Source organism: Photobacterium sp. J15 (assembly GCF_963870815.1).
Lineage (GTDB): Bacteria > Pseudomonadota > Gammaproteobacteria > Enterobacterales > Vibrionaceae > Photobacterium > Photobacterium marinum.
The window spans coordinates 281,122-300,398 of the sequence record NZ_CAWMUI010000002.1 but is presented as its reverse complement, the minus strand read 5'-3'; the positions used below and the strand labels follow the sequence as shown (position 1 = coordinate 300,398).

The window sequence follows — 19,277 nt, the reverse complement described above, 5'->3', positions numbered from 1 at the left end:
TGATTTCTGTCAACTAGTACATGTGTATCAACTAATGTCATTGAATAACCCATAAAAAATGCATTTTCCCGGCTCAATTCACAAAGCCATAAAGAATCACAAAAATGTAACAAAGCATAACAAATTGCTCTGATGCAGAAGTTGTAATTATGCAAAAGTCGACCTATGTTTTTGCAGACACGGGTAAAAAGTAAGTGAGTGTTCCAAATGGAATTTCTAACCAGCCTGATTACAACAATTAACACCCAGGTATGGGGCATTCCCATGCTGATAATGATCCTTGGTGTCGGCTTATTTTTGACTGTCGGTCTCAAACTTATGCCAATCATCAAACTCGGAGCCGGTTTCAGGTTGCTCTGGTCAGGCCGCATTCCCGAGAAAGACGAAGATATTCAGGGTGAGATCAGCCCATTCAACGCCCTGATGACCTCACTGTCTGCCACTATCGGCACAGGTAATATTGCCGGAGTCGCCACAGCAATCTTTCTCGGAGGACCGGGGGCTCTGTTCTGGATGTGGTGTACAGCTCTGGTTGGCATGGCAACAAAATATGCCGAAGCGGTCTGCGCGGTAAAATATCGGGAAACTGACGTGAAGGGAAACCATGTTGGCGGCCCCATGTATTACATCAAAAACGGCCTCAGCCATAAATGGGCTTGGCTCGGCACTGCCTTTGCCATCTTCGGCGCTATTGCTGGTTTTGGTATTGGTAATACCGTCCAGTCCAATTCTGTATCTGCGGCCATGGAGTCTAGTTTTGGCCTACCGCCAATGGCAACAGGACTCATCATGATGATTCTTGTCGGGCTGGTTCTGATGGGCGGGATCAAACGAATTGCCGATGTCGCCGGTAAGCTGGTACCACTCATGGCAGCTTTCTATATTGCATCGGGTCTGCTGGTACTGGGCGTCAATATTAGCGAAATACCAGCGGCCTTTAGTTTAATCGTCACCAGTGCCTTTACACCGGTAGCTGCCCAAGGAGGTTTTGCCGGTGCCGCAGTGTGGGCCGCTATTCGATTCGGTGTCGCGCGCGGCATTTTTTCCAACGAAGCCGGTCTTGGCAGTGCCCCTATCGCCCATGCCGCAGCGCAAACCAAAAACCCCGTAGCCCAAGGGCTGGTTGCCATGCTGGGAACATTTATCGATACAATTATCGTTTGTAGCATTACCGGGCTGGCGATTGTCGTTTCTGGTGCCTGGCAAAGCGGTGAGACTGGCGCTGCATTAACCTCTGCCGCCTTTGCCTCTGTTTTACCCGGCTTAGGAAACTATGTTGTTGCGATAGCGCTGTCCATATTTGCTTTCACCACAGTGCTAGGCTGGAGTTTTTACAGCGAGAAATGTATCCAATACCTGTTCGGTGTCAAAGCCATTATCCCCTTCCGTGTACTCTGGATTATTGCTGTTCCGATTGGTGCCACCAGCTCACTGGAGTTTATCTGGCTGCTGGCCGATACCTTAAATGCCATGATGGCAATCCCAAATCTGATTGCCCTGGTACTACTCAGCCCGGTTGTATTTAAACTGACTAGTGAGTATTTCGCGCAACAGAAGAATCAGAACAACAAAAGATAAATAAACACAAAAGGTCGGCAAAAAAGCCGACCTTCTACATTTGAATTCTATAAACATTAAGAGCTTTAGACTCTTTTTAGTCTTTACCCAAACCAACCATTGGTGAACCGTCATCACCGTAGCTGAGTTCACTCTTCACGACTTCGCCCTGAAATTCCACATGGGTATAACCACCCTGCGCGTATTTTTTCGCTGCCGCCGGAGTCAGCCAGTCACCGTAACCGCAAACATCTGCCCATCCAATTTGCATCACTTTCATAATCATTCCTTATTATGTGAATTGTATGATAAACCATTCACACTAAGTATAGTTCTCGCCAAAGCCCGATATTCTACAAAGCTCACAATTATAACCAATCCTGAAAAACGTCTGAAATTTCTATATTTGCGTTTTCCAATAACAGGCTTCGAATACAGGTTGTATCCCGTACCAACTGCTTTTTTTCCGCGCCAACTAGACTGATTGCCAACACGCTTCGCTGCCATTTATCGCGATACCCGACCTCTGCCACAGAAGCGTTAAACCTGTGTCTGATCTTCTGTATCAGACTCTGTATCTCACGCCGCTTTTCTTTAAGAGACTGAGCCGAAGGGATCACCAGTTCCACTGTAAGGACTGTAATAAAGAAGGACTGTTCACTCATAAACTAAGCATATATCACCGTCCATCAAAACGACTTACACCTCATACACTGACTGATAATGAAGGGAAACATCTGCTCCAGACAGTCTTAGCTAGGTCATTACTCAAACTGATCAATAAAGGCTTTAAGATTGTCCATCTCAACAATCCGGATCTCATTACCCTGCTTTTCAATCAATCCTTTATCAACCAATTCTTTGACCGCACGGCGGTACACTCTGCTTGAAGTACCGAAACGTTCAGCCTCCTGCCCGGCTTTACCGAATGAGCCCAGCATGACTTGCTCCTGGTTTCGGTGCCACAGGTCATAAGCAATATTGTAAGTGATGGGATGCAGCAAACGATAAGTGTAAATATCCAGCGAATCCTGATAGTCATAAGCCAGCGCGCTGGCAAAAAACAAGGTAAACTCAGGCCGTTCAAGTAACAAATCTGCGACTGCTTTCAGGCAGATGACGTCGACTTCGATCTGCTCTTCGGCAACCACACTCCACTGGCAAAACGTATCGTTAAAGAACTCCATCTCACCGAAGATATGGTGATCACAGTCGACCTCTCCCAGTTGAAAACGACGCCCGTTAACAGCCGAGATATTCATTGATACCCGACCCACGGAGACCAGATAAAGATGGTCAACCACCTGCCCCTGACGCAATATTTCTTCTCCGGCCTGAAAGAACTTGCTGTGAAGCTGACACTGATAAAACGCCTGACGAAATTCTTCATACAAGGCATTAAGATGCGCAGTGAACCGGCCGGTCTGATAAGGTTTTAATTGCATAAAAGAGTCAATAGCAGTCTGGTAAGTGGCAAATCCTAGCTAAACACTGCTCGCAGAACAACATCCAGCAATAAACAGAAGTCACAAATAGTACAAAGCCCGGCCAAAGCCGGGCTTAGATACAAGTAAAACAGTACTTATACTGCTATCAAATATTGCTACGGTTGAATACAAAGAGCATGAAGCGCCGCTTTGGCCGCAGTGATCTCACCCTGCATCATGACATCATCTGCATTGACGTACTGGTTAACACCGTCCTGAACATCCTGCTGGTACAGCACAACGTTATTCAGCACCGATGCCACTTTAACGCCACGCAACTTACCGACAGTCAGCAGCGCAGAAGTTTCCATATCGGCACCCAGTACACCTTTCTTATTCCAGTACTGACAGAGCTGATCTTCTTCATCGGTATAGAAGCTGTCATGGGAGCGAACAATACCGTAGTGAGCCGGATAATTGTGCTCATTCAGGTAAGCTTCCATTCCTGCCACCAGCTGATGACTCGCTACCGCAGGGAAAGCTGTTTCAACATAAGCTTTCGAGCCACCCTCATCGCGCACTGCCGCCTCAGCTACAATTAGCTCACCCAGAGCAACTTCTGCCTGAAGTGCACCGGCAGAGCCAACACGTACCATGTATTTAGCACCACACTGTGCCAGTTCTTCCAAGGCAATGATCGCCGATGGTGAACCGATACCGGTACTGCAAACAGTGATTTCCTTGTCGTGGAAGCGGCCGTGCATTACACGGTATTCACGGTTATCAGCTAAAAGCTCAGGTTGTTCCAGCAGAGCAGCAATGCGGTTTACACGATCAGGCTCACCACAAACAATCACTCGCTCCGTAACTTGTTCAGCACTGACCGCAATGTGAGGCTGCTTGTTCATACCGTTACCACTCATGCTGTTACCTCTTCAGCAATTACGTCAGCCTGGCTCTGCTTTGCTTTGTTGCTCTTGGCTGTGTTCATCCACTGACGTGTACCGTTAGCAGCAATGAACAGCAGAATTGCATACTCGATAGAAAGCGCATACACGCCCTGCGCAGCATAAACACCGACACTGATTACATTAATAACAACCCAAAGAATCCAGTTTTCTACATATTTACGGGTCATCAGGATCTGAGCAACCACAGACAATACCGTCATTGTTGAATCCCAGAACGGGAATGCATCCGGTTCAAGTGCAGGGCTTGCCAGCTCGGCTCCGAACATATTCAGACCATCAACGGCAATATTCGCCAGAGCAAAGAAGAACGGGTCGATGTAGATTGTCATCAGGCCGATTGCCAACACACTGACAGCAGCGGTGAACGCCAGCTTCTGCTTATTTAGCCAGCGCACTTCAAGCATATCGCCCGAGTCCGATGTCGGCCGTGTCCAGGCGTACCAGCCATAAACGTTAGCGCAGAAGAAGAACAGCTGCAGCAACAGCAGACCGTACAGCTGGATCTGGAAGAAGATCACAGCAAACAGCGTGACGTTAATCAGGCCGAACAGATAGTTAATTGTTTTTTCCTGGCTGGCATACCAGATACACAGTAAGCCAAACGCAGTACCGATAGCCTCGATCCACGACATTGCGTAACCGTCGCCGATCGGAATATTTACCAGGGTGTTGTTGATATCAAACCAAGCTGCAAAGTCCATCCCGTTGTCCTTTTCTTGTAGTTGTTGACATGATTGCCAGAAGTTGCAGCCATTGTAAGAAAAGCCACAAGGCACCAATGAGGACATTTGTCCCATCAGATTTGGCGACGGTCATAGTTTAAGGATTAATGTTCACTTTATTACTAATCAGCAAGCACCTGACATGTCCCTGAGCCACTCAACAAACACTTTCACCCTCGGGTTATAGTCCCGGTTTGGTGTGACCAGATAGTAATTATGCTGGCAATCTATCTCCAGCTCAGGGAAAGGCTTCACCAACTCCCCGCTCTGTAGCCGCTTACCGATCAATGTGCTTCGCCCCATAGCGACACCTGCATGATGAATAGCCGCTACGATAGACAGATCTGAACGATCAAACCCGATCCCGGCATGGCATTCCATGTTCTCCAGTCCGAATGCTCTGAACCAGAACTGCCATTCGTCAAAACCAGAGCGATAATCCCATGCCTGCTTATCGTGCAGCAAAGTGCAATTTTGCAGTGCGGAAGGGTTATCAAACAACTCATGCTGCTCGGCATATTCTCGGCTGCATACCGGCACAATGGATTCACTCATCAAAGGCTCACAATTCAGACCTTCCGGAGGCTGGTTATCGTAGTAAATCGCGAGATCGATATTGTAGTTACTAAAGTTGATGTTCTCGTTCCCAGTCAGGATATCCAGGGTGATCGAGGGATGGCGACGATGAAAATCAGCCAGCTTGGGTACCAGCCAGCATTGAGCTATGGAAGGACGGGAATACACCGTCAAAGCACCGGAGATCTCATTGTTGCGGATCTCAGCAACTTCCTGATTGATCAATGCCAGCGATGACTGCAATGCGGTGTAAATCCGTTCTCCTTCACTAGTCAGCTTTATTCGACGATGAAAGCGTTCAAACAGCTTAAAACCGAGCTCCTCTTCAAGCCCGGCGATCCTATGGCTGATAGCGCTTGGACTTAATGACAACTCTTCTGCCGCCATTGAAAAAGAAAGGTGGCGAGCCGCAACTTCAAAGGTATGCAACTTAGATAATTGGTAGCCGTTTAACAGCATATTTCCTGTTAAAGGGAGGTTTTTCGTATACATGGTATTAACAATCAGGCCCTGTTAAGTGGCACTAACAGTACGTCCTACATCAATCTCTGTCGCGGTTTCATATTTATTTGTGTGAAGCATATCGTCACAAACACCCCATTTTTGAATCTCATCACCTTTTTGTATGAACTGAGCTCAACCAAGAGCTGAATATTGATCGTTTGTCAGTCATTTACCCGCCGGATTTAATAGCAACCGAAACAAGAGCCAGAAACAAAAGCTACAAGACAGACAAGGACAAGTATATGTACTCAGACATGTGGATATTCGGCACATTAATCAGCTCGATTGCATTAATTGTGTTCACCATAATCAAACTCAAAATTCACCCTTTCCTGGCGTTACTCTTCTCCAGTTTTTTTGTCGGCAGTGTGATGGGAATGAACCCCGTCGAAATGATCAATGCTGTTGAAAGCGGAGTTGGCGGTACGTTGGGCTTCCTTGCCATCGTTATTGGTCTCGGGACTATCCTGGGTAAAATGATGGAAATCTCCGGTGCCGCCGAACGGATCGGTATTGCCCTGCAGCGCCTTCCTTATGTATCGGCAGATGTGGTCATGGTGCTGATAGGCCTGGTTTGCGGTATCACCCTTTTTGTTGAAGTCGGTGTGGTTCTGCTGATCCCTCTTGCTTTCTCTATCGCCAAGAAAACCAATACCTCACTACTGAAGCTGGCAATCCCACTGGGAACCGCACTAATGACGGTTCACTGCATCATGCCTCCGCATCCTGCTGCGCTGTATGTCACCAATGCCCTGGGTGCTGATGTAGGTACAGTTATCCTTTACGGCTTCCTGCTTGGCCTGCCAACCGCACTGATTGGCGGCCCACTGTTTCTCAAGTTTGTCGGTAACCGCCTGCCGTTTACTGAAGTTCCGGCCGAACTGGCATCAAACAACGAAATCGACGAAAAAGATCTGCCGTCGCTGGGTGCAACCCTGTTCACCATTTTGCTGCCTATTGCACTGATGCTGCTGAAAACCGGTGCAGAACTACGACTGGAAGAAGGCACTACGCTGTATACAGTTATCGAGTTTATCGGTAACCCAATTACTGCGATGTTCATTGCCGCGCTGAACGCCTATTACCTGCTGGGCCTGAAGCAAAATATGAAGATGACTCAGTTGCTGGATAAAACTGAAAACTGTTTCTCATCAATTGCCAACATCCTGCTGATCATCGGCGCGGGCGGTGCGTTTAACGGCGTGCTAAATGCAAGCGGACTGGGTGATGGCCTGGCAACTATTCTGGCGGGCTGGCACATGCATCCGATTCTTTTGGCATGGCTGGTTGCCCTAGTAATGCACGCAGCAGTCGGTTCAGCCACAGTAGCCATGATGGGCTCAACTGCCATCGTGTCACCAATGCTGGCTCTGTACCCGGACGTATCCCCGGAAATTATCACTCTTGCCATCGGCTCCGGTGCAATTGGCTGTACAATCGTGACTGATTCGCTGTTCTGGCTGGTCAAACAGTATTCCGGAGCGAGCCTGAATGACACGTTCAAATATTACACAACAGCAACCGCCATCGCCTCCGTTATCGCTCTGGGCGGAACATTCCTGCTGTCTTACATCATCTGATTAGAAAAAGAGAAATACTGTGAATAAAGAACAAATCGCCAAACTCATCGAACAATACCCTCTGGTTCAACAGCTGATCGATTTAAAAGAGCTGGTATGGTTTAACCCGAACATCACCACACTCGAAGAAGGTCTGCCATATGTTGGCCTGACGGCTGAGGATGTTAAAGATGCCAGTGATCGTCTGAAGCGTTTCGCACCTTACCTGTGCAAAGCATTCCCGGAAACGGCGGTATCAAAAGGGATCATTGAATCTGAAATCCAGCCAATCCCGACCATGCAGGCAGAGCTAGGTGCTCGTTACAGCACAGATATCAAAGGTAAAATGCTGCTGAAAAAAGACAGTCACCTGCCAATTTCAGGCTCAATCAAAGCCCGTGGCGGGATCTACGAAGTGCTCAAACATGCTGAAAAACTGGCGCTGGATGCCGGCCTGCTGTCTGAAGATGAGAACTATGAAAAGCTGGGCTCAGACGAATTTAAACAGTTCTTCAGCCAGTACAATATCGCTGTCGGCTCAACCGGTAACCTTGGCATGTCGATTGGCATCATGAGCGCCAAGCTGGGCTTTAACGTCAGTGTTCACATGTCGGCCGATGCCCGTGAGTGGAAGAAAAACAAACTACGCTCCCACGGCGTTAACGTTATTGAATACCAGTCAGACTATGGTGTCGCCGTTGAGAAAGGCCGCGAGGAAGCCGCTCACGATCCTATGTGCTTCTTTATCGATGATGAAAACTCGAAGAACCTGTTCCTGGGCTATTCCGTTGCCGGAGAGCGACTGAAAAAGCAATTTGCTGATATGAACATCACAGTCGACAATGACAACCCACTGTTTGTCTACCTGCCTTGCGGTGTCGGCGGTGGTCCGGGCGGTGTGGCCTTTGGCCTGAAACTGGCTTTTGGTGATAACGTTCATTGTATCTTTGCCGAACCGACACATTCACCTTGCATGATGCTGGGTGTGTACACTGGCCTGCACGATAAGATTGCGGTACAGGATCTGGGTATCGACAACATTACCGCTGCTGACGGTCTGGCAGTAGGACGAGCTTCCGGTTTTGTCGGCCGGGCAATGGAGCGTCTGCTGGACGGTTATTACTCTATTGAAGATCAGGAAATGTACAACCTGCTGGGGCTGCTGAGCAAAACTGAAGATGTTCAGCTTGAGCCGTCAGCACTGGCCGGAATGGTTGGCGCGGTACATGTTGAACAAAACAGCGAATACCTTACACGCATGGATCTGACACCAGAGAAATTGCGAAATGCCACGCACCTGGTTTGGGCTACCGGGGGCGGCATGGTTCCGGCGGCCGAGATGGAGAAATACCTGGCAACAGCCGAGTAAATCATCGGTTAATTCCCTAAATCGATTCCGTTCAAAACTAAAAAAGGCTGCAAAAATGCAGCCTTTTCAATGAAATAAATCAAATTGTTCTGTTATATAAATCTGGCCGGGCTCAACGCAAAAATCATTACACCGAACATACTGACAAGAATAACCGACGTCGATATTGCACATGTCAGTGCCGGCTTTATTCTCATTACACGACGCTCTAATTCACCGTGATAACCATTAAATAACTGCCAGCTAATAAATACCGCCAGTAAGAACATACAGCTAAAAGCACCAAACTTTTCACCGGCGATGAAAAAATTAAAACCGGAAGCTATAAAATTATATATTAATACCGAAAACCAACATACCGCTTCCACTGCAAGGCGCTTGAAGGTGAACTTCACCCGGGAGAACAGATAAAAGTAAATCAGTACGCCCTGTGAAATCAGCACCAGCGGTATAGATACAGTATCGAAGGCATATGGAAAATCCAATATGGCGCCTAAGATAATATAAATAACCGGAGTGACCAGCAGGCCCATAATGATTGCAGTGAGTAACCTTGCACTCCATTCATTGATTAGCGTCTTCATATCATTAACTGTATCAGTGGAAAGTAATATTAAGGACAATAGCATGACAGACTGTAGCTATTAGTTAATTACAGCCGTATTTTTTTAGGATCAAAATCGCAAAAAATAAAATACCAATCGATTAGAATAATAGCAAGTGTGACATTCCTTCATATTCTCCCACCATTTAATATCAGTCAGATAGCTCACCAATTGCCGCTATTTTATAAATAAGTACCGCTTTTATTATTTCCGATTAGCCCACCTGTTATTACTGAACAAGCATCACAAGACGCAGAAGTATTCGTTGTACAAATACAACCCCGGTGAGATAAATATTACAAATGCAAAAAGTTCCTATGCATTGATTTAATATTAATAACAATAAGGATTTAGGTATGAATAAAATTCTACCTCTGGCAGTGGCGATGGGAATGCTTGCGGTTCCTTGTGCTCAGGCCGCCCCGGAAACAGCTGTTAATACTTCATTTGATAACACAAGCTACAGCACTCATTCTTCTCAATTTTCTACTGCTGAAGCCAAACGGGACCTCGCTTATAAACTCAGCGGTCAATACAAACAGTTGGCACCATTACTGCACCAACAAATCGACCAGTATCAGTTAAATGCGCCACTGAAAACCCTGAAGCGCAGCAAGCGCTCTGCAGCCTTCGCCCGCAACATGATGGAAACTGACATGGTGCTGCGGGACAAAAAAGGCATCACAGATTACACCAATGAAATCATGGAACTGCGCCTGGCAGATCCTCAGATGCTAGCTCGCTGGCAGGCTGGTCAGTCACCACTGTTTGCCTGGGAACCGGACGGCAATGATGAAGACTGGCAATACATCGAAGCCTACGACGTTGATGGTAATATTCACCTGCTAGATGTTTACGAAGCACCGGATCGTCCGGTACTGGTTGTCGACACTAACAGCCGTGAAGAACTTAAAGCCGGTATCAAAGCCATGAATGACGAAATCAAGCGTCTTCAGGGCGAACAACCAGAAGCAGCTCCTGCACCACGTGCGATGGCAATGACCATGGATGCAGCAACACCTTCAATCTCAACGACTGTACTTAAGAAGATCCGCCTGAAAGATGATCACGAGCCATGGATCTCAGGCAAAGCGGAAATTTATGCCATCGTTACCGGTGTGAATCCAAGCCGTGACGAACCAGTACTTGATATTGTCGACATGCCTTATCTTGATTACAGCGAAACCGACTACAGCCCAGAACAAATCATGATTTACTGGGATCGCTACCGCTGGTCTGCGGCAGATGTACTGCTAATGGAAAAAGACGACGGCACTAACTACAAAGAGCTGGCCAGCACCCTGTTGGATGTTGCTAAAGCAGCACTGAGTGCTTACCCGGATCCTGAAGTAAAAGCCTATGCCATCATTCCTGAGCTGACTAACAAGGTACTTGCAGCAATCCCAGATAGCTGGATGACCAACGATGACGACTTTGTTGATGTTTACTACACCATTCGTCAGGGTAAACGCTATAAAGATCGTCAGGGTGCCAACAACAATGCACAGGCAACGTTCGCACCGCTGACCATTGATCCTACTAAATAAAACCCTTTTTCATTGTCACACCGATCGTGTGACATATTGAAAATGACATAAAAGAAAAGACGCTACTTCAGGTAGCGTCTTTTTGTATTACCACACTGATCACTCGATCGTGATCCGTTTATGAGCAATGCCGGTATGGCAGTTGATACAGGTCTCCCCGCGGCTTTCCATCAGCTCATGGTTCAGGCGAGCCCGCTGCGGCTGGCGACTTAAGTCGAAATTATCACCGACGTGACAAGTCCGGCAGGCTTCCGAGTCATTCGCCACCATGTCGTCCCACACCATTTTTGCCAGTCGCGGACGATGCTGTTCGAAATTCTCCTTGGTTATCGTTCCTTTGAACATATGATAGATATCTGCTGTAGCCGCAATCTTCACTTTCATCTTATCGACAAAGCCCTGGGGCACATGGCAGTCTGCGCAAGTAGCCAATACCTCATCATCACTGATGTAGTGCGGCGAAGCCTTGTATTCCTGGACAATGGTATCCATGGCCAGGTGACAGCTGAAACAGAATGAATTTTGATTGGACGCAACCATCACACCCTGAAATGCTCCCACCATCAATACCGCCACGAAGACCCCGATCGGGATCCCCCATATCAACGGCTTTTTCAGCCATCGCCACAAGCGTTGCGTCCGAGATAATTTTTCTCCCATAGTTCCTCACTCAGGAGTCAGGCCAGTTTCCCGGCCTCCCCGGATATCATTCCTTACTTTCGCTCAGATAGCGGGCCTTGAATTCAGCCTGGGCTTTCTTACGGGCTTCTTTCACCGACTCAGGCTCTTTACCGGTAAACCAGGCATGTTCAGGCCTGTCGAGGATTTCCTGCAGCACCTTACGGGCACGCTCTGCTCCCTCTTTATTGCCTTTATGCTCTGCTTTTTCCACCAGCTCCAGGTACTGAGGCACCATTTCGATATAGAAGCGTTCAGCAACTTCATACATACCATGCCACTGGACATAATCCGGCGCCTGCATGGCTGCACCGTGGCGGGCCCGACGGCCTTCATGGTGCCAGAGATAGAACCAGGTCCATTCAATCTCTTCATCAAAACCGGTTTCAGTGATCATGCCCTCTTTGCTCAGGGTGGTCATCAGTGCCTTACCCGGACGGGCAAACTTATCGTTGTAGAGCTCAACCAATGAATCAAACTGGATATAAAAACTGTCGATCATTGACTTGGTATGACAGGCCTGACATACATTGCGCATATCTTTACGGCGATCCTGCCAGCTTTTTGTCTCTTTACCAATGGCGATATCTTTGGCGTCAATTTTCTCAGAGATAGCCGGGCGCAGAGTCCATGAAATCCGATCCCCCACATCATGGGTTACCGGCAGCTCACGGGTTGCTGACATATGACAGGTTGCACAGGTAGGGGCGGCATCGTAATCCTCACCGACGATCCACTTCGCTGAATCCATGTTCATCCGATCAACATGGGCATAGAAATTAATGCCGTGCTTCGATTCTTCATAGATTTCTTTTTGCGGATGGTCTGGTCCAAGGTGACATTTACCACAAGCTTCAGGACGGCGAGCCTGCACCATATCGAATTCATGCCGCTGGTGACAGGCGCTACAGGCACCAACAGAACCGTCAGGGTTAATCCGGCCAATACCGGTATTTGGCCAGGTGGTCGGATCCAAATCACCGTTTTCCATCACTTTGACCTCTGAACCGTGGCACTGCCAGCAACCGTTAACCGCTGCCGGTGACTCACCATTCAGGGTTAAAGCCCCTTCTACCACCTCCGCAAGAAAATTATCCAGTGAACCGATAATCTGCCCGGCTTTGGCGTGGTGGCTCTTGGCAAACTCATCCACTTCCTGATTGTGGCACTGACCACAGTCCTTCGGCGAAACAATTACTGCAATATGATGGCCTTCGTGCTTAATTGCATCTTTATCGCCAGGATCAGCTTTGTGGCATTCATAACACCCGACGTTGGCACCATAATGTTTCGAACGCCCCCATTGGGCGTAGATAGACGGGTTATTTTTTTTATGACAGGCTGCACACTCCTTACTTTGTTCACTCAACTGTTTGAATGGTTTCATTATTAACGCTTTGGGCTCAGCATTTACGGTAGCCGACCAGAAAAAACCAACGGTCAGCACCATCACCGACAGGATCCAAAGCCAGTATCGTATAGCCAATTTTTCATTGTCCATAACCAACCCTCATCCACGTACATTGCTTTTGTTTGTTTGCTTCTTTGCTCCGTTACATGACAGCTAACTATGTAACCCGTTATTTTCGTATCAAGCTTAGATGAGGAATTGATACCCATGTTCTGTTTATGGGATTTTTGTCCAAAAAAGAGACCCCGGTTAAATAAACCACATAAAAGTAGAGGATAAATCGAAAGGTCATGAAGGCATGAGGTTACAAAGATCCAACCCCAGATTAGGTCTTAATCGACATAACAATTAGCAACAACCACCGATCTCAGTTACAACGTAACATCAAGAAGGAGCAGAGGGCAAATGAACGTTACTGATAAACACATACAGAAAAAATTCAATAAGCAATGCAATTAACTTAAACATGCAGGGGTCACTAAGACCCCTGCTGTTTACATTAAATCCCTGACCGTAGTCTCAAATACATAGTGCAATCTGTCATTTTCAAAAAAAATACAATTAATAGTGGTACATAGCGAAATTTCGGCAAAACTTAGTAATAACAATGCCATTCACTGTGGAGATTGCCATGTCATATCAACGCCTGCTATTTCCAATCGCCCCAAAGCAGACTGTCAGCACAGCCTTCCACCAGGCCTTTTTGTTCGCCGACAAGCAAAAAGCAACCGTCACACTTTTTACCGTCATAGCCGAACTGACTGAAATGAAAGAGCTCAGTAAGTATTCGGTATCGACACTGAATCTGCTTGATCATGAAACCAACCAATGTGAGCGACAACTGGAAGACTATGTAACGGAACTAAAAAGCCAGTATCCTCATATCACCTTTGAAACCAAAGTAATCGTCGGTATTCCATTTATCGAGATCATCAAAGAGGCAGCCAGCAGCAACACCGATCTGATTGTTATTGATGCTCATAGAGATAACAAAGAAACAGCCTGTAAATGGGGTACGACAACTCGTCACCTGATGCGCAAATCACCAACCCCAATCTGGGCTATCCGTTCATTACCGGACAAAAAAGCGGAAATCAAAAAAGTTGCCGCCTCTATTGATGTTACCGATGCTGAATGCGCCGAACTCAATAAAAGGATCCTTCAGGTTGGCCATGACTTTGCCGCAATCAATAATGCAGCACTCTACCCTTGTCATGCATGGCGACTGGAAAGTGAAGGTTACCTGCGCGAGTGGAACCGCAGTACAGATCTTGAAATCGCAGTTATTGCAAAACAAATGCGCGACGACCGCACTGTCCGAATGGAAGCATTGACAACACCCTATGAAAGTTCAGAAACCCCAATTGAAATCACATTGCTTGAGGGGAATGCCAAACGAGTACTGCCTGATTACATCAACAGTCATGACATTGACCTTGTCATCATGGGGACGGTATCCCGAACCGGTATCGCCGGCTTCCTGATGGGTAATACCTCAGAATATATGCTGGATAAAATCCAGTGCTCGGTTCTGACCCTGAAACCGGAAGAGTTTGAGTCGCCGGTACTGAAAAAATAATTCGCTTGTAGAAACAACAAAGGCCTCAGATGAGGCCTTTGTTTTAACATTGAGGAATATTTCCGACTAAGGCACACCGTGACCTTTAGAAGCAACCCAGACTCGGAACCACTGCTCACGAGTAAGCTCAATATCCAGCGCATTTACCGCAGCTTGCACCCGCTCAATCTTTCCTGAGCCAATAATCGGAAGCGGCTTCGACGGCAGACGACGAACCCAGGCATAAATCACCTGATCAATACTTTCAGCGCCGACTTCCTCACGAATCAACTCCAGCTCATTCCTCACCCGAACCTGTTGCTCAGACTGGCCGGAAAAAATATCTCCGCCCGCCAGACATGACCACGCCATCGGCTTAATGCGTTTCATCTGCAGCTGATCCAGCGTTCCGTCATGGGCCACCTCAAAATTCAGCGGGTTGATCTCAACCTGATTCGTCACCAAAGGCGCGTCAAGGCGAGATTGCAACAAATCAAACTGTGCCAGTGAAAAGTTCGAAACCCCAAAATCATTCACTTTCCCCTGTTGCTTCAGCGTTGCAAACGCCTCAGCCACTTCATCGGCATCCATCAACACATCCGGACGGTGGATCAGCAACACATCAATGTTTTCAACATTCAAACGAGACAGCGAATTATTCACCGACTCGATGATATGTTCTTTGCTGGTATCGTAATGATTGATTCTGCGCAGCGGGAACGTTGAAGAACATAGCTTGATATCACATTTGGTGACGATCTCAATCTGATCGCGCAAACTCGGCTCTAATGCTAAAGCTTCTCCAAACAGAGCTTCACAATGGTAATCACCATAAATATCGGCGTGATCAACGGTTGTGATCCCCATTTCAATATGCTGCTTTAAGAAAACAAGCCGCTCTTCCGGGGTCATATCCCAATCAGCAAGACGCCAGTAACCTTGAACTAATTCAGAAAACTTCGGCCCCTTAGGCACTATCTCAACTTTGCTTACCATCTTGGTCAGGCTCCATCTAACAACTATCGACGGCGATCATCGTAGGCTTGTTAACCTACCGGCGCAATGCTATAACCCAATAGCCTCGAACCGGAGTACGAACTATGTCATTTGCACAACGCCTTAAATCACTAATTGGGGAAGAGAGTATCAGTGGCTTTGCCCGCCGCGTTGATATCAGTGAAGCTCTGCTGCGCAAATACCTCAAAGGCAGCGAACCCAGCCTGAACAAAGCTAACCAGATTGCGATGAAAGCTAACTGCTCACTTGAATGGCTGGCAACCGGGTGCGGCTACCTATATCGACAAGCAGAAGTGGTTGACCGAATGGCGCTGAACTCAGCTTATGAGCATGTCAGTGGCCATAAAGCCGATGAGGCAACAGCAGAGAAGATGGTAAAGATAGTTTCCGGTTACCAATATCTCAGAACCCATAAGAAAGCAGACGGATATCTGGATATCCGTGGAATGGCAAGCTTCCTGTCACTGGCTCAAAAAGATGAACCCGAAAAAAATAATAGCTAACCATTGTGCGAAAAATAACAAAGCCAGCATCAGTGCTGGCTTTATTGAATGTAGCTAATCTGTCAGAGCAAACTTACTCTTGCGCTTCATCTGACGTCATAAACATGGTTTTGGCAAGACGAGCCAAATTATAAGCATCGTCGTAACCTGAGTGTTGACGGCCTTCCCATTTGACACCTGCCATTTCCATTGCTGCACGCTGACCACAACGTTTGTTGTTAACATGACGCTGCAAACGGAACAGAGTCGCCATATTCAGATACTCTGTAAAAGGAACCTTAATGCCTTTTTCTTCACATTCAGCCTGCAGGATTTGATCATCGCGGCCCCAGGCAGCATAAATCTTGTGTCGACCACCGAATTTCTTTTCAATAGATTTAAGAATGGTCGCCAGTGGCTTACCGTTTTTCTTAATCACTTCCGGCTTAATACCTGTCAGCTCGGTACAAAACTGTGAAACTTCATCATGCTCCGGCTTCACAAAATGTTGTGCACGCCGCACTATCTCGCCGCTGACCAAATCAAGCTCGGCAACTCCGATCTCGATAATTTCACCGGTTCTCGACTCACGATCATCATTCCAACAACACATTTCGAGGTCAAAGCAGACAATACGATTAAAATTCATTACTTTTCCGGGCACAACGCTAAAACTGGGCACGAAGGATACCATTTCGTGACCGGATAGCCAAAGCGGGGGCGAGTGAAGCATCGACAAAGGGCACAACCCCATACTTATGGAGACAATGGCAAAGTATCCCAATAAAACACAGCTTTTATACTTACCCCTAAACTCACCATTGATAACAGCCAGTTATCATTTGATTGAATTTTTCGATTAGAGCTATCAGTTTTTTCATCACCTTTTCCCCGCTTAGCCAGAATAATCAGATGTATATTTTACTTGTATCCTTAACATAATGGGTGAACCTATGTTTAAGCAGACAATCCCTCTATTTGCTGCTTTGGCTATTTTCCTGTCACCAGTACTTCTGACCAATGATGCAAATGCTCAGGCCCAAGCAAAGTCCAATCAATTTTGGTGGCCTGAAAAACTCAACCTCAATCCTCTTCGACAGCACTCGGCAGCCTCAAATCCGATGGGCGAAAACTTCAACTACGCAGAAGAATTTGAAAGCTTAAATCTGGATGAGGTAAAAAAAGATCTGGAAATACTGATGAAAACATCTCAGGACTGGTGGCCGGCAGACTATGGCCATTATGGACCACTTTTCATTCGAATGGCCTGGCATAGTGCCGGTACCTACCGTATCAGCGACGGACGGGGTGGTGCCTATGGAGGAATGCAGCGGTTTGCCCCTCTTAATAGCTGGCCCGACAACACAAACCTTGATAAAGCCCAGCGTCTGCTTTGGCCAATTAAACAAAAATATGGACGAAAAATTTCCTGGGGGGATCTGATGATCCTTGCCGGTACCGTTGCGATGGAGTCAATGGGTTTCAAAACCTTGGGCTTTGCCGGTGGCCGTGAAGATGCCTGGGAACCAGATATGGTTTACTGGGGGCCTGAGAACAAATTCTTAGCCGACGAGCGCTATAGTGGAGACAGAGAGTTGGCGCAACCACTTGCCGCCGTTCAAATGGGGTTAATTTATGTGAACCCTGAAGGGCCCAATGGTAATCCAGATCCAATAGCGGCAGCAAAAGACATTCGCGAAACATTCGGCCGAATGGCTATGAATGATGAAGAAACTGTTGCACTGATTGCTGGAGGGCACACATTTGGTAAAGCTCACGGTGCCGCCGCTCCATCCAAATATGTAGGTCCTGAACCAGAAGCCGCCAGCATTGAAGAACAAGGACTGGGCTGGAAGAACAATTACGAGACCGGTAAGGGAGCAGATACCATCACTAGTGGCCTCGAAGGCGCATGGACTGTCAACCCAGTTCAATGGACCCACAGCTACCTACAAAACTTATTTGCCTTCGACTGGGTTCAAACCAAGAGCCCGGCAGGAGCCATTCAGTGGATTCCTGATGATAATAATGCATCGCAAATGGTGCCTGATGCTCACGATCCGTCTAAAAGACACGCTCCAATCATGTTTACAACGGATCTTTCGCTCAAATTTGATCCGGAATATCAGAAAATTGCCAAGCGTTTTCTCGACAATCCCAAAGAGTTTGAACTTGCTTTTGCCAAAGCCTGGTTCAAGTTAACTCATCGTGACATGGGGCCTAGGGCGCGCTATCTGGGTGACCTTGTTCCGAAAGAAGAAATGCTATGGCAAGACCCTATTCCGGCTGTTGACCATCCTCTGATTGATGATAAGGACGTTGCAAGCCTCAAAAAGACAATTCTTGCTTCAGATCTCTCTGTTCCTGAGTTAGTCAGAACCGCATGGGCATCTGCATCAACATTCCGCGGCACTGACATGCGAGGAGGTGCAAACGGGGCTCGTATCAGTCTTAAACCTCAAATTAACTGGGCAGCCAATAACCCTAAAGAACTGAGCAAAGTATTAAAAGAACTAAAAACAATTCAAAAAGACTTCAACAACAAGCAGCCCGGTGGGAAGAAAGTCTCACTCGCCGATCTCATTGTTCTTGGTGGTGCAGCAGCAATTGAACAAGCGGCTAAACAAGCAGGACATCAAATCCTGGTTCCGTTTACACCAGGCCGTATGGATGCGGCACAAGAACAGACAGACGTAAACTCATTTGCCGTACTGGAGCCAACCGCAGATGGCTTTCGCAACTACTTTGCCAGCAATAATCGACGCTCGCCGGCTGAAAGGCTTGTTGATAAAGCTGATTTATTAACACTGACAGTGCCTGAAATGACGGTACTTGTTGGAGGAATGCGTGTGTTGAATGCAAATAGCGAGCAGTCACCACATGGAGTATTAACAAGCAAACCTGGGACACTGAGTAATGATTTCTTTGTAAATCTACTCGATATGTCGACACAGTGGCGAAAGTCATCTAAATCAGAAGGCATATACGAAGGTGTAGACCGAGAGAAAGGCAATACAAAGTGGACAGCCACATCAGTTGATCTCATTTTCGGAGCGAATTCTGAGTTACGTGCTGTTGCTGAAGTCTATGCAGCCAACGATGCACAAAAGAAATTTATGGAAGACTTTGTAAGTGCCTGGACGAAAGTCATGAACCTTGATCGCTTTTAATTCACTGAAGTAGATCACAGCGCATCAATAAACCACCTACTTTTCAGAAGGTGGTTTATTGAGTTATTGGTTCAGAAATTACCACAGTGAACATCATTCCGCCCAATCGTTTAACCAACAACCG

Annotated in this window: 18 protein-coding genes; 7 read left to right on the top strand and 11 right to left on the bottom strand. The window is 47.0% G+C overall.

Annotated features, from left to right (window positions below; genetic code table 11):
* The first annotated feature begins 207 nt into the window (after window positions 1-207).
* Window positions 208-1,578, top strand: coding sequence for an alanine/glycine:cation symporter family protein (locus AACQ93_RS18200; RefSeq protein WP_064607493.1), 1,371 nt, complete (start codon window positions 208-210; stop codon window positions 1,576-1,578).
* Between the two features lie 76 nt (window positions 1,579-1,654).
* Here the strand turns inward: AACQ93_RS18200 and AACQ93_RS18195 are convergent, their stop codons facing one another.
* From AACQ93_RS18195 to dsdC, 6 genes are all read right to left on the bottom strand, one after another.
* Complete coding sequence (locus tag AACQ93_RS18195; RefSeq protein WP_064607490.1) at window positions 1,655-1,837, bottom strand: hypothetical protein; 183 nt, start codon at window positions 1,835-1,837, stop codon at window positions 1,655-1,657.
* A gap of 88 nt (window positions 1,838-1,925) precedes the next feature.
* A complete protein-coding gene (locus AACQ93_RS25485; protein WP_036798903.1) occupies window positions 1,926-2,222 on the bottom strand; it encodes a DUF503 domain-containing protein in 297 nt (98 codons plus the stop codon).
* A gap of 99 nt (window positions 2,223-2,321) precedes the next feature.
* Entirely contained in the window at window positions 2,322-3,002 is a 681-nt protein-coding gene (locus tag AACQ93_RS18190; protein ID WP_064607487.1) for a Crp/Fnr family transcriptional regulator, read from the bottom strand.
* Window positions 3,003-3,160: 158 nt separating this feature from the next.
* The gene (locus AACQ93_RS18185; protein ID WP_064609605.1) at window positions 3,161-3,892 is read right to left on the bottom strand and encodes a nucleoside phosphorylase; all 732 of its coding nucleotides are present in this window, start codon (window positions 3,890-3,892) and stop codon (window positions 3,161-3,163) included.
* 11 nt (window positions 3,893-3,903) lie between these two features.
* Window positions 3,904-4,656: a nicotinamide riboside transporter PnuC gene (gene pnuC / locus AACQ93_RS18180; RefSeq protein ID WP_064607484.1), complete on the bottom strand. Its 753-nt coding sequence runs from the start codon at window positions 4,654-4,656 to the stop codon at window positions 3,904-3,906.
* Between the two features lie 147 nt (window positions 4,657-4,803).
* Window positions 4,804-5,745, bottom strand: a complete 942-nt coding sequence (gene dsdC / locus AACQ93_RS18175) for a DNA-binding transcriptional regulator DsdC (protein WP_064607481.1) — start codon at window positions 5,743-5,745, stop codon at window positions 4,804-4,806.
* 254 nt (window positions 5,746-5,999) lie between these two features.
* On the opposite strand from dsdC, the gene dsdX reads away from it, so the two are divergent.
* Together dsdX and AACQ93_RS18165 are read left to right on the top strand one after the other, a co-directional pair.
* Window positions 6,000-7,337 carry a D-serine transporter DsdX gene (dsdX, locus tag AACQ93_RS18170; protein ID WP_007463656.1) on the top strand — a complete coding sequence of 446 codons (1,338 nt, stop codon included), beginning with the start codon at window positions 6,000-6,002 and terminating at the stop codon, window positions 7,335-7,337.
* Window positions 7,338-7,356: 19 nt separating this feature from the next.
* The gene (locus AACQ93_RS18165; protein ID WP_064607478.1) at window positions 7,357-8,685 is read left to right on the top strand and encodes a D-serine ammonia-lyase; all 1,329 of its coding nucleotides are present in this window, start codon (window positions 7,357-7,359) and stop codon (window positions 8,683-8,685) included.
* Between the two features lie 92 nt (window positions 8,686-8,777).
* Here the strand turns inward: AACQ93_RS18165 and AACQ93_RS18160 are convergent, their stop codons facing one another.
* A complete protein-coding gene (locus AACQ93_RS18160; RefSeq protein ID WP_007463652.1) occupies window positions 8,778-9,269 on the bottom strand; it encodes a hypothetical protein in 492 nt (163 codons plus the stop codon).
* A 377-nt stretch (window positions 9,270-9,646) separates the two neighbouring features.
* Here AACQ93_RS18160 and AACQ93_RS18155 point away from each other — a divergent pair, with 377 nt between their 5' ends.
* Window positions 9,647-10,837 (top strand): DUF3103 family protein, encoded by a 1,191-nt coding sequence (locus AACQ93_RS18155; RefSeq protein ID WP_007463650.1) that lies wholly within the window; start codon window positions 9,647-9,649, stop codon window positions 10,835-10,837.
* Between the two features lie 99 nt (window positions 10,838-10,936).
* Here AACQ93_RS18155 and AACQ93_RS18150 read toward each other — a convergent pair whose 3' ends face one another.
* Window positions 10,937-11,497 carry a NapC/NirT family cytochrome c gene (locus AACQ93_RS18150; RefSeq protein WP_064607475.1) on the bottom strand — a complete coding sequence of 187 codons (561 nt, stop codon included), beginning with the start codon at window positions 11,495-11,497 and terminating at the stop codon, window positions 10,937-10,939.
* Window positions 11,498-11,543: 46 nt separating this feature from the next.
* Complete coding sequence (locus AACQ93_RS18145; RefSeq protein WP_064607472.1) at window positions 11,544-13,016, bottom strand: multiheme c-type cytochrome; 1,473 nt, start codon at window positions 13,014-13,016, stop codon at window positions 11,544-11,546.
* Window positions 13,017-13,557: 541 nt separating this feature from the next.
* Between AACQ93_RS18145 and AACQ93_RS18140 the strand changes: the two genes are divergently transcribed.
* Complete coding sequence (locus AACQ93_RS18140; RefSeq protein WP_007463634.1) at window positions 13,558-14,505, top strand: universal stress protein; 948 nt, start codon at window positions 13,558-13,560, stop codon at window positions 14,503-14,505.
* Window positions 14,506-14,571: 66 nt separating this feature from the next.
* Here the strand turns inward: AACQ93_RS18140 and AACQ93_RS18135 are convergent, their stop codons facing one another.
* Complete coding sequence (locus AACQ93_RS18135; protein WP_064607468.1) at window positions 14,572-15,480, bottom strand: aldo/keto reductase; 909 nt, start codon at window positions 15,478-15,480, stop codon at window positions 14,572-14,574.
* Between the two features lie 104 nt (window positions 15,481-15,584).
* Here AACQ93_RS18135 and AACQ93_RS18130 point away from each other — a divergent pair, with 104 nt between their 5' ends.
* The gene (locus AACQ93_RS18130; protein WP_064607465.1) at window positions 15,585-16,004 is read left to right on the top strand and encodes a helix-turn-helix domain-containing protein; all 420 of its coding nucleotides are present in this window, start codon (window positions 15,585-15,587) and stop codon (window positions 16,002-16,004) included.
* A gap of 73 nt (window positions 16,005-16,077) precedes the next feature.
* Here the strand turns inward: AACQ93_RS18130 and AACQ93_RS18125 are convergent, their stop codons facing one another.
* Window positions 16,078-16,632, bottom strand: a complete 555-nt coding sequence (locus AACQ93_RS18125) for a 3'-5' exonuclease (protein ID WP_064607462.1) — start codon at window positions 16,630-16,632, stop codon at window positions 16,078-16,080.
* A gap of 304 nt (window positions 16,633-16,936) precedes the next feature.
* Between AACQ93_RS18125 and katG the strand changes: the two genes are divergently transcribed.
* The gene (gene katG, locus AACQ93_RS18120) at window positions 16,937-19,153 is read left to right on the top strand and encodes a catalase/peroxidase HPI (protein WP_064607459.1); all 2,217 of its coding nucleotides are present in this window, start codon (window positions 16,937-16,939) and stop codon (window positions 19,151-19,153) included.
* Window positions 19,154-19,277 lie beyond the last annotated feature (124 nt).

What these genes read in the sequence shown, in the direction of transcription:
- AACQ93_RS18160 (WP_007463652.1), bottom strand. Translation starts at nt 9,269, where the DNA reads ATGAAGACGCTAATCAATGAATGGAGTGCAAGGTTACTCACTGCAATC.
- AACQ93_RS18135 (WP_064607468.1), bottom strand. Translation starts at nt 15,480, where the DNA reads ATGGTAAGCAAAGTTGAGATAGTGCCTAAGGGGCCGAAGTTTTCTGAA.
- AACQ93_RS25485 (WP_036798903.1), bottom strand. Translation starts at nt 2,222, where the DNA reads ATGAGTGAACAGTCCTTCTTTATTACAGTCCTTACAGTGGAACTGGTG.
- AACQ93_RS18145 (WP_064607472.1), bottom strand. Translation starts at nt 13,016, where the DNA reads ATGGACAATGAAAAATTGGCTATACGATACTGGCTTTGGATCCTGTCG.
- AACQ93_RS18155 (WP_007463650.1), top strand. Translation starts at nt 9,647, where the DNA reads ATGAATAAAATTCTACCTCTGGCAGTGGCGATGGGAATGCTTGCGGTT.
- dsdX (WP_007463656.1), top strand. Translation starts at nt 6,000, where the DNA reads ATGTACTCAGACATGTGGATATTCGGCACATTAATCAGCTCGATTGCA.
- AACQ93_RS18185 (WP_064609605.1), bottom strand. Translation starts at nt 3,892, where the DNA reads ATGAACAAGCAGCCTCACATTGCGGTCAGTGCTGAACAAGTTACGGAG.
- dsdC (WP_064607481.1), bottom strand. Translation starts at nt 5,745, where the DNA reads ATGTATACGAAAAACCTCCCTTTAACAGGAAATATGCTGTTAAACGGC.
- katG (WP_064607459.1), top strand. Translation starts at nt 16,937, where the DNA reads ATGTTTAAGCAGACAATCCCTCTATTTGCTGCTTTGGCTATTTTCCTG.
- AACQ93_RS18130 (WP_064607465.1), top strand. Translation starts at nt 15,585, where the DNA reads ATGTCATTTGCACAACGCCTTAAATCACTAATTGGGGAAGAGAGTATC.
- AACQ93_RS18200 (WP_064607493.1), top strand. Translation starts at nt 208, where the DNA reads ATGGAATTTCTAACCAGCCTGATTACAACAATTAACACCCAGGTATGG.
- AACQ93_RS18195 (WP_064607490.1), bottom strand. Translation starts at nt 1,837, where the DNA reads ATGAAAGTGATGCAAATTGGATGGGCAGATGTTTGCGGTTACGGTGAC.
- AACQ93_RS18150 (WP_064607475.1), bottom strand. Translation starts at nt 11,497, where the DNA reads ATGGGAGAAAAATTATCTCGGACGCAACGCTTGTGGCGATGGCTGAAA.
- AACQ93_RS18125 (WP_064607462.1), bottom strand. Translation starts at nt 16,632, where the DNA reads ATGAATTTTAATCGTATTGTCTGCTTTGACCTCGAAATGTGTTGTTGG.
- AACQ93_RS18190 (WP_064607487.1), bottom strand. Translation starts at nt 3,002, where the DNA reads ATGCAATTAAAACCTTATCAGACCGGCCGGTTCACTGCGCATCTTAAT.
- pnuC (WP_064607484.1), bottom strand. Translation starts at nt 4,656, where the DNA reads ATGGACTTTGCAGCTTGGTTTGATATCAACAACACCCTGGTAAATATT.
- AACQ93_RS18140 (WP_007463634.1), top strand. Translation starts at nt 13,558, where the DNA reads ATGTCATATCAACGCCTGCTATTTCCAATCGCCCCAAAGCAGACTGTC.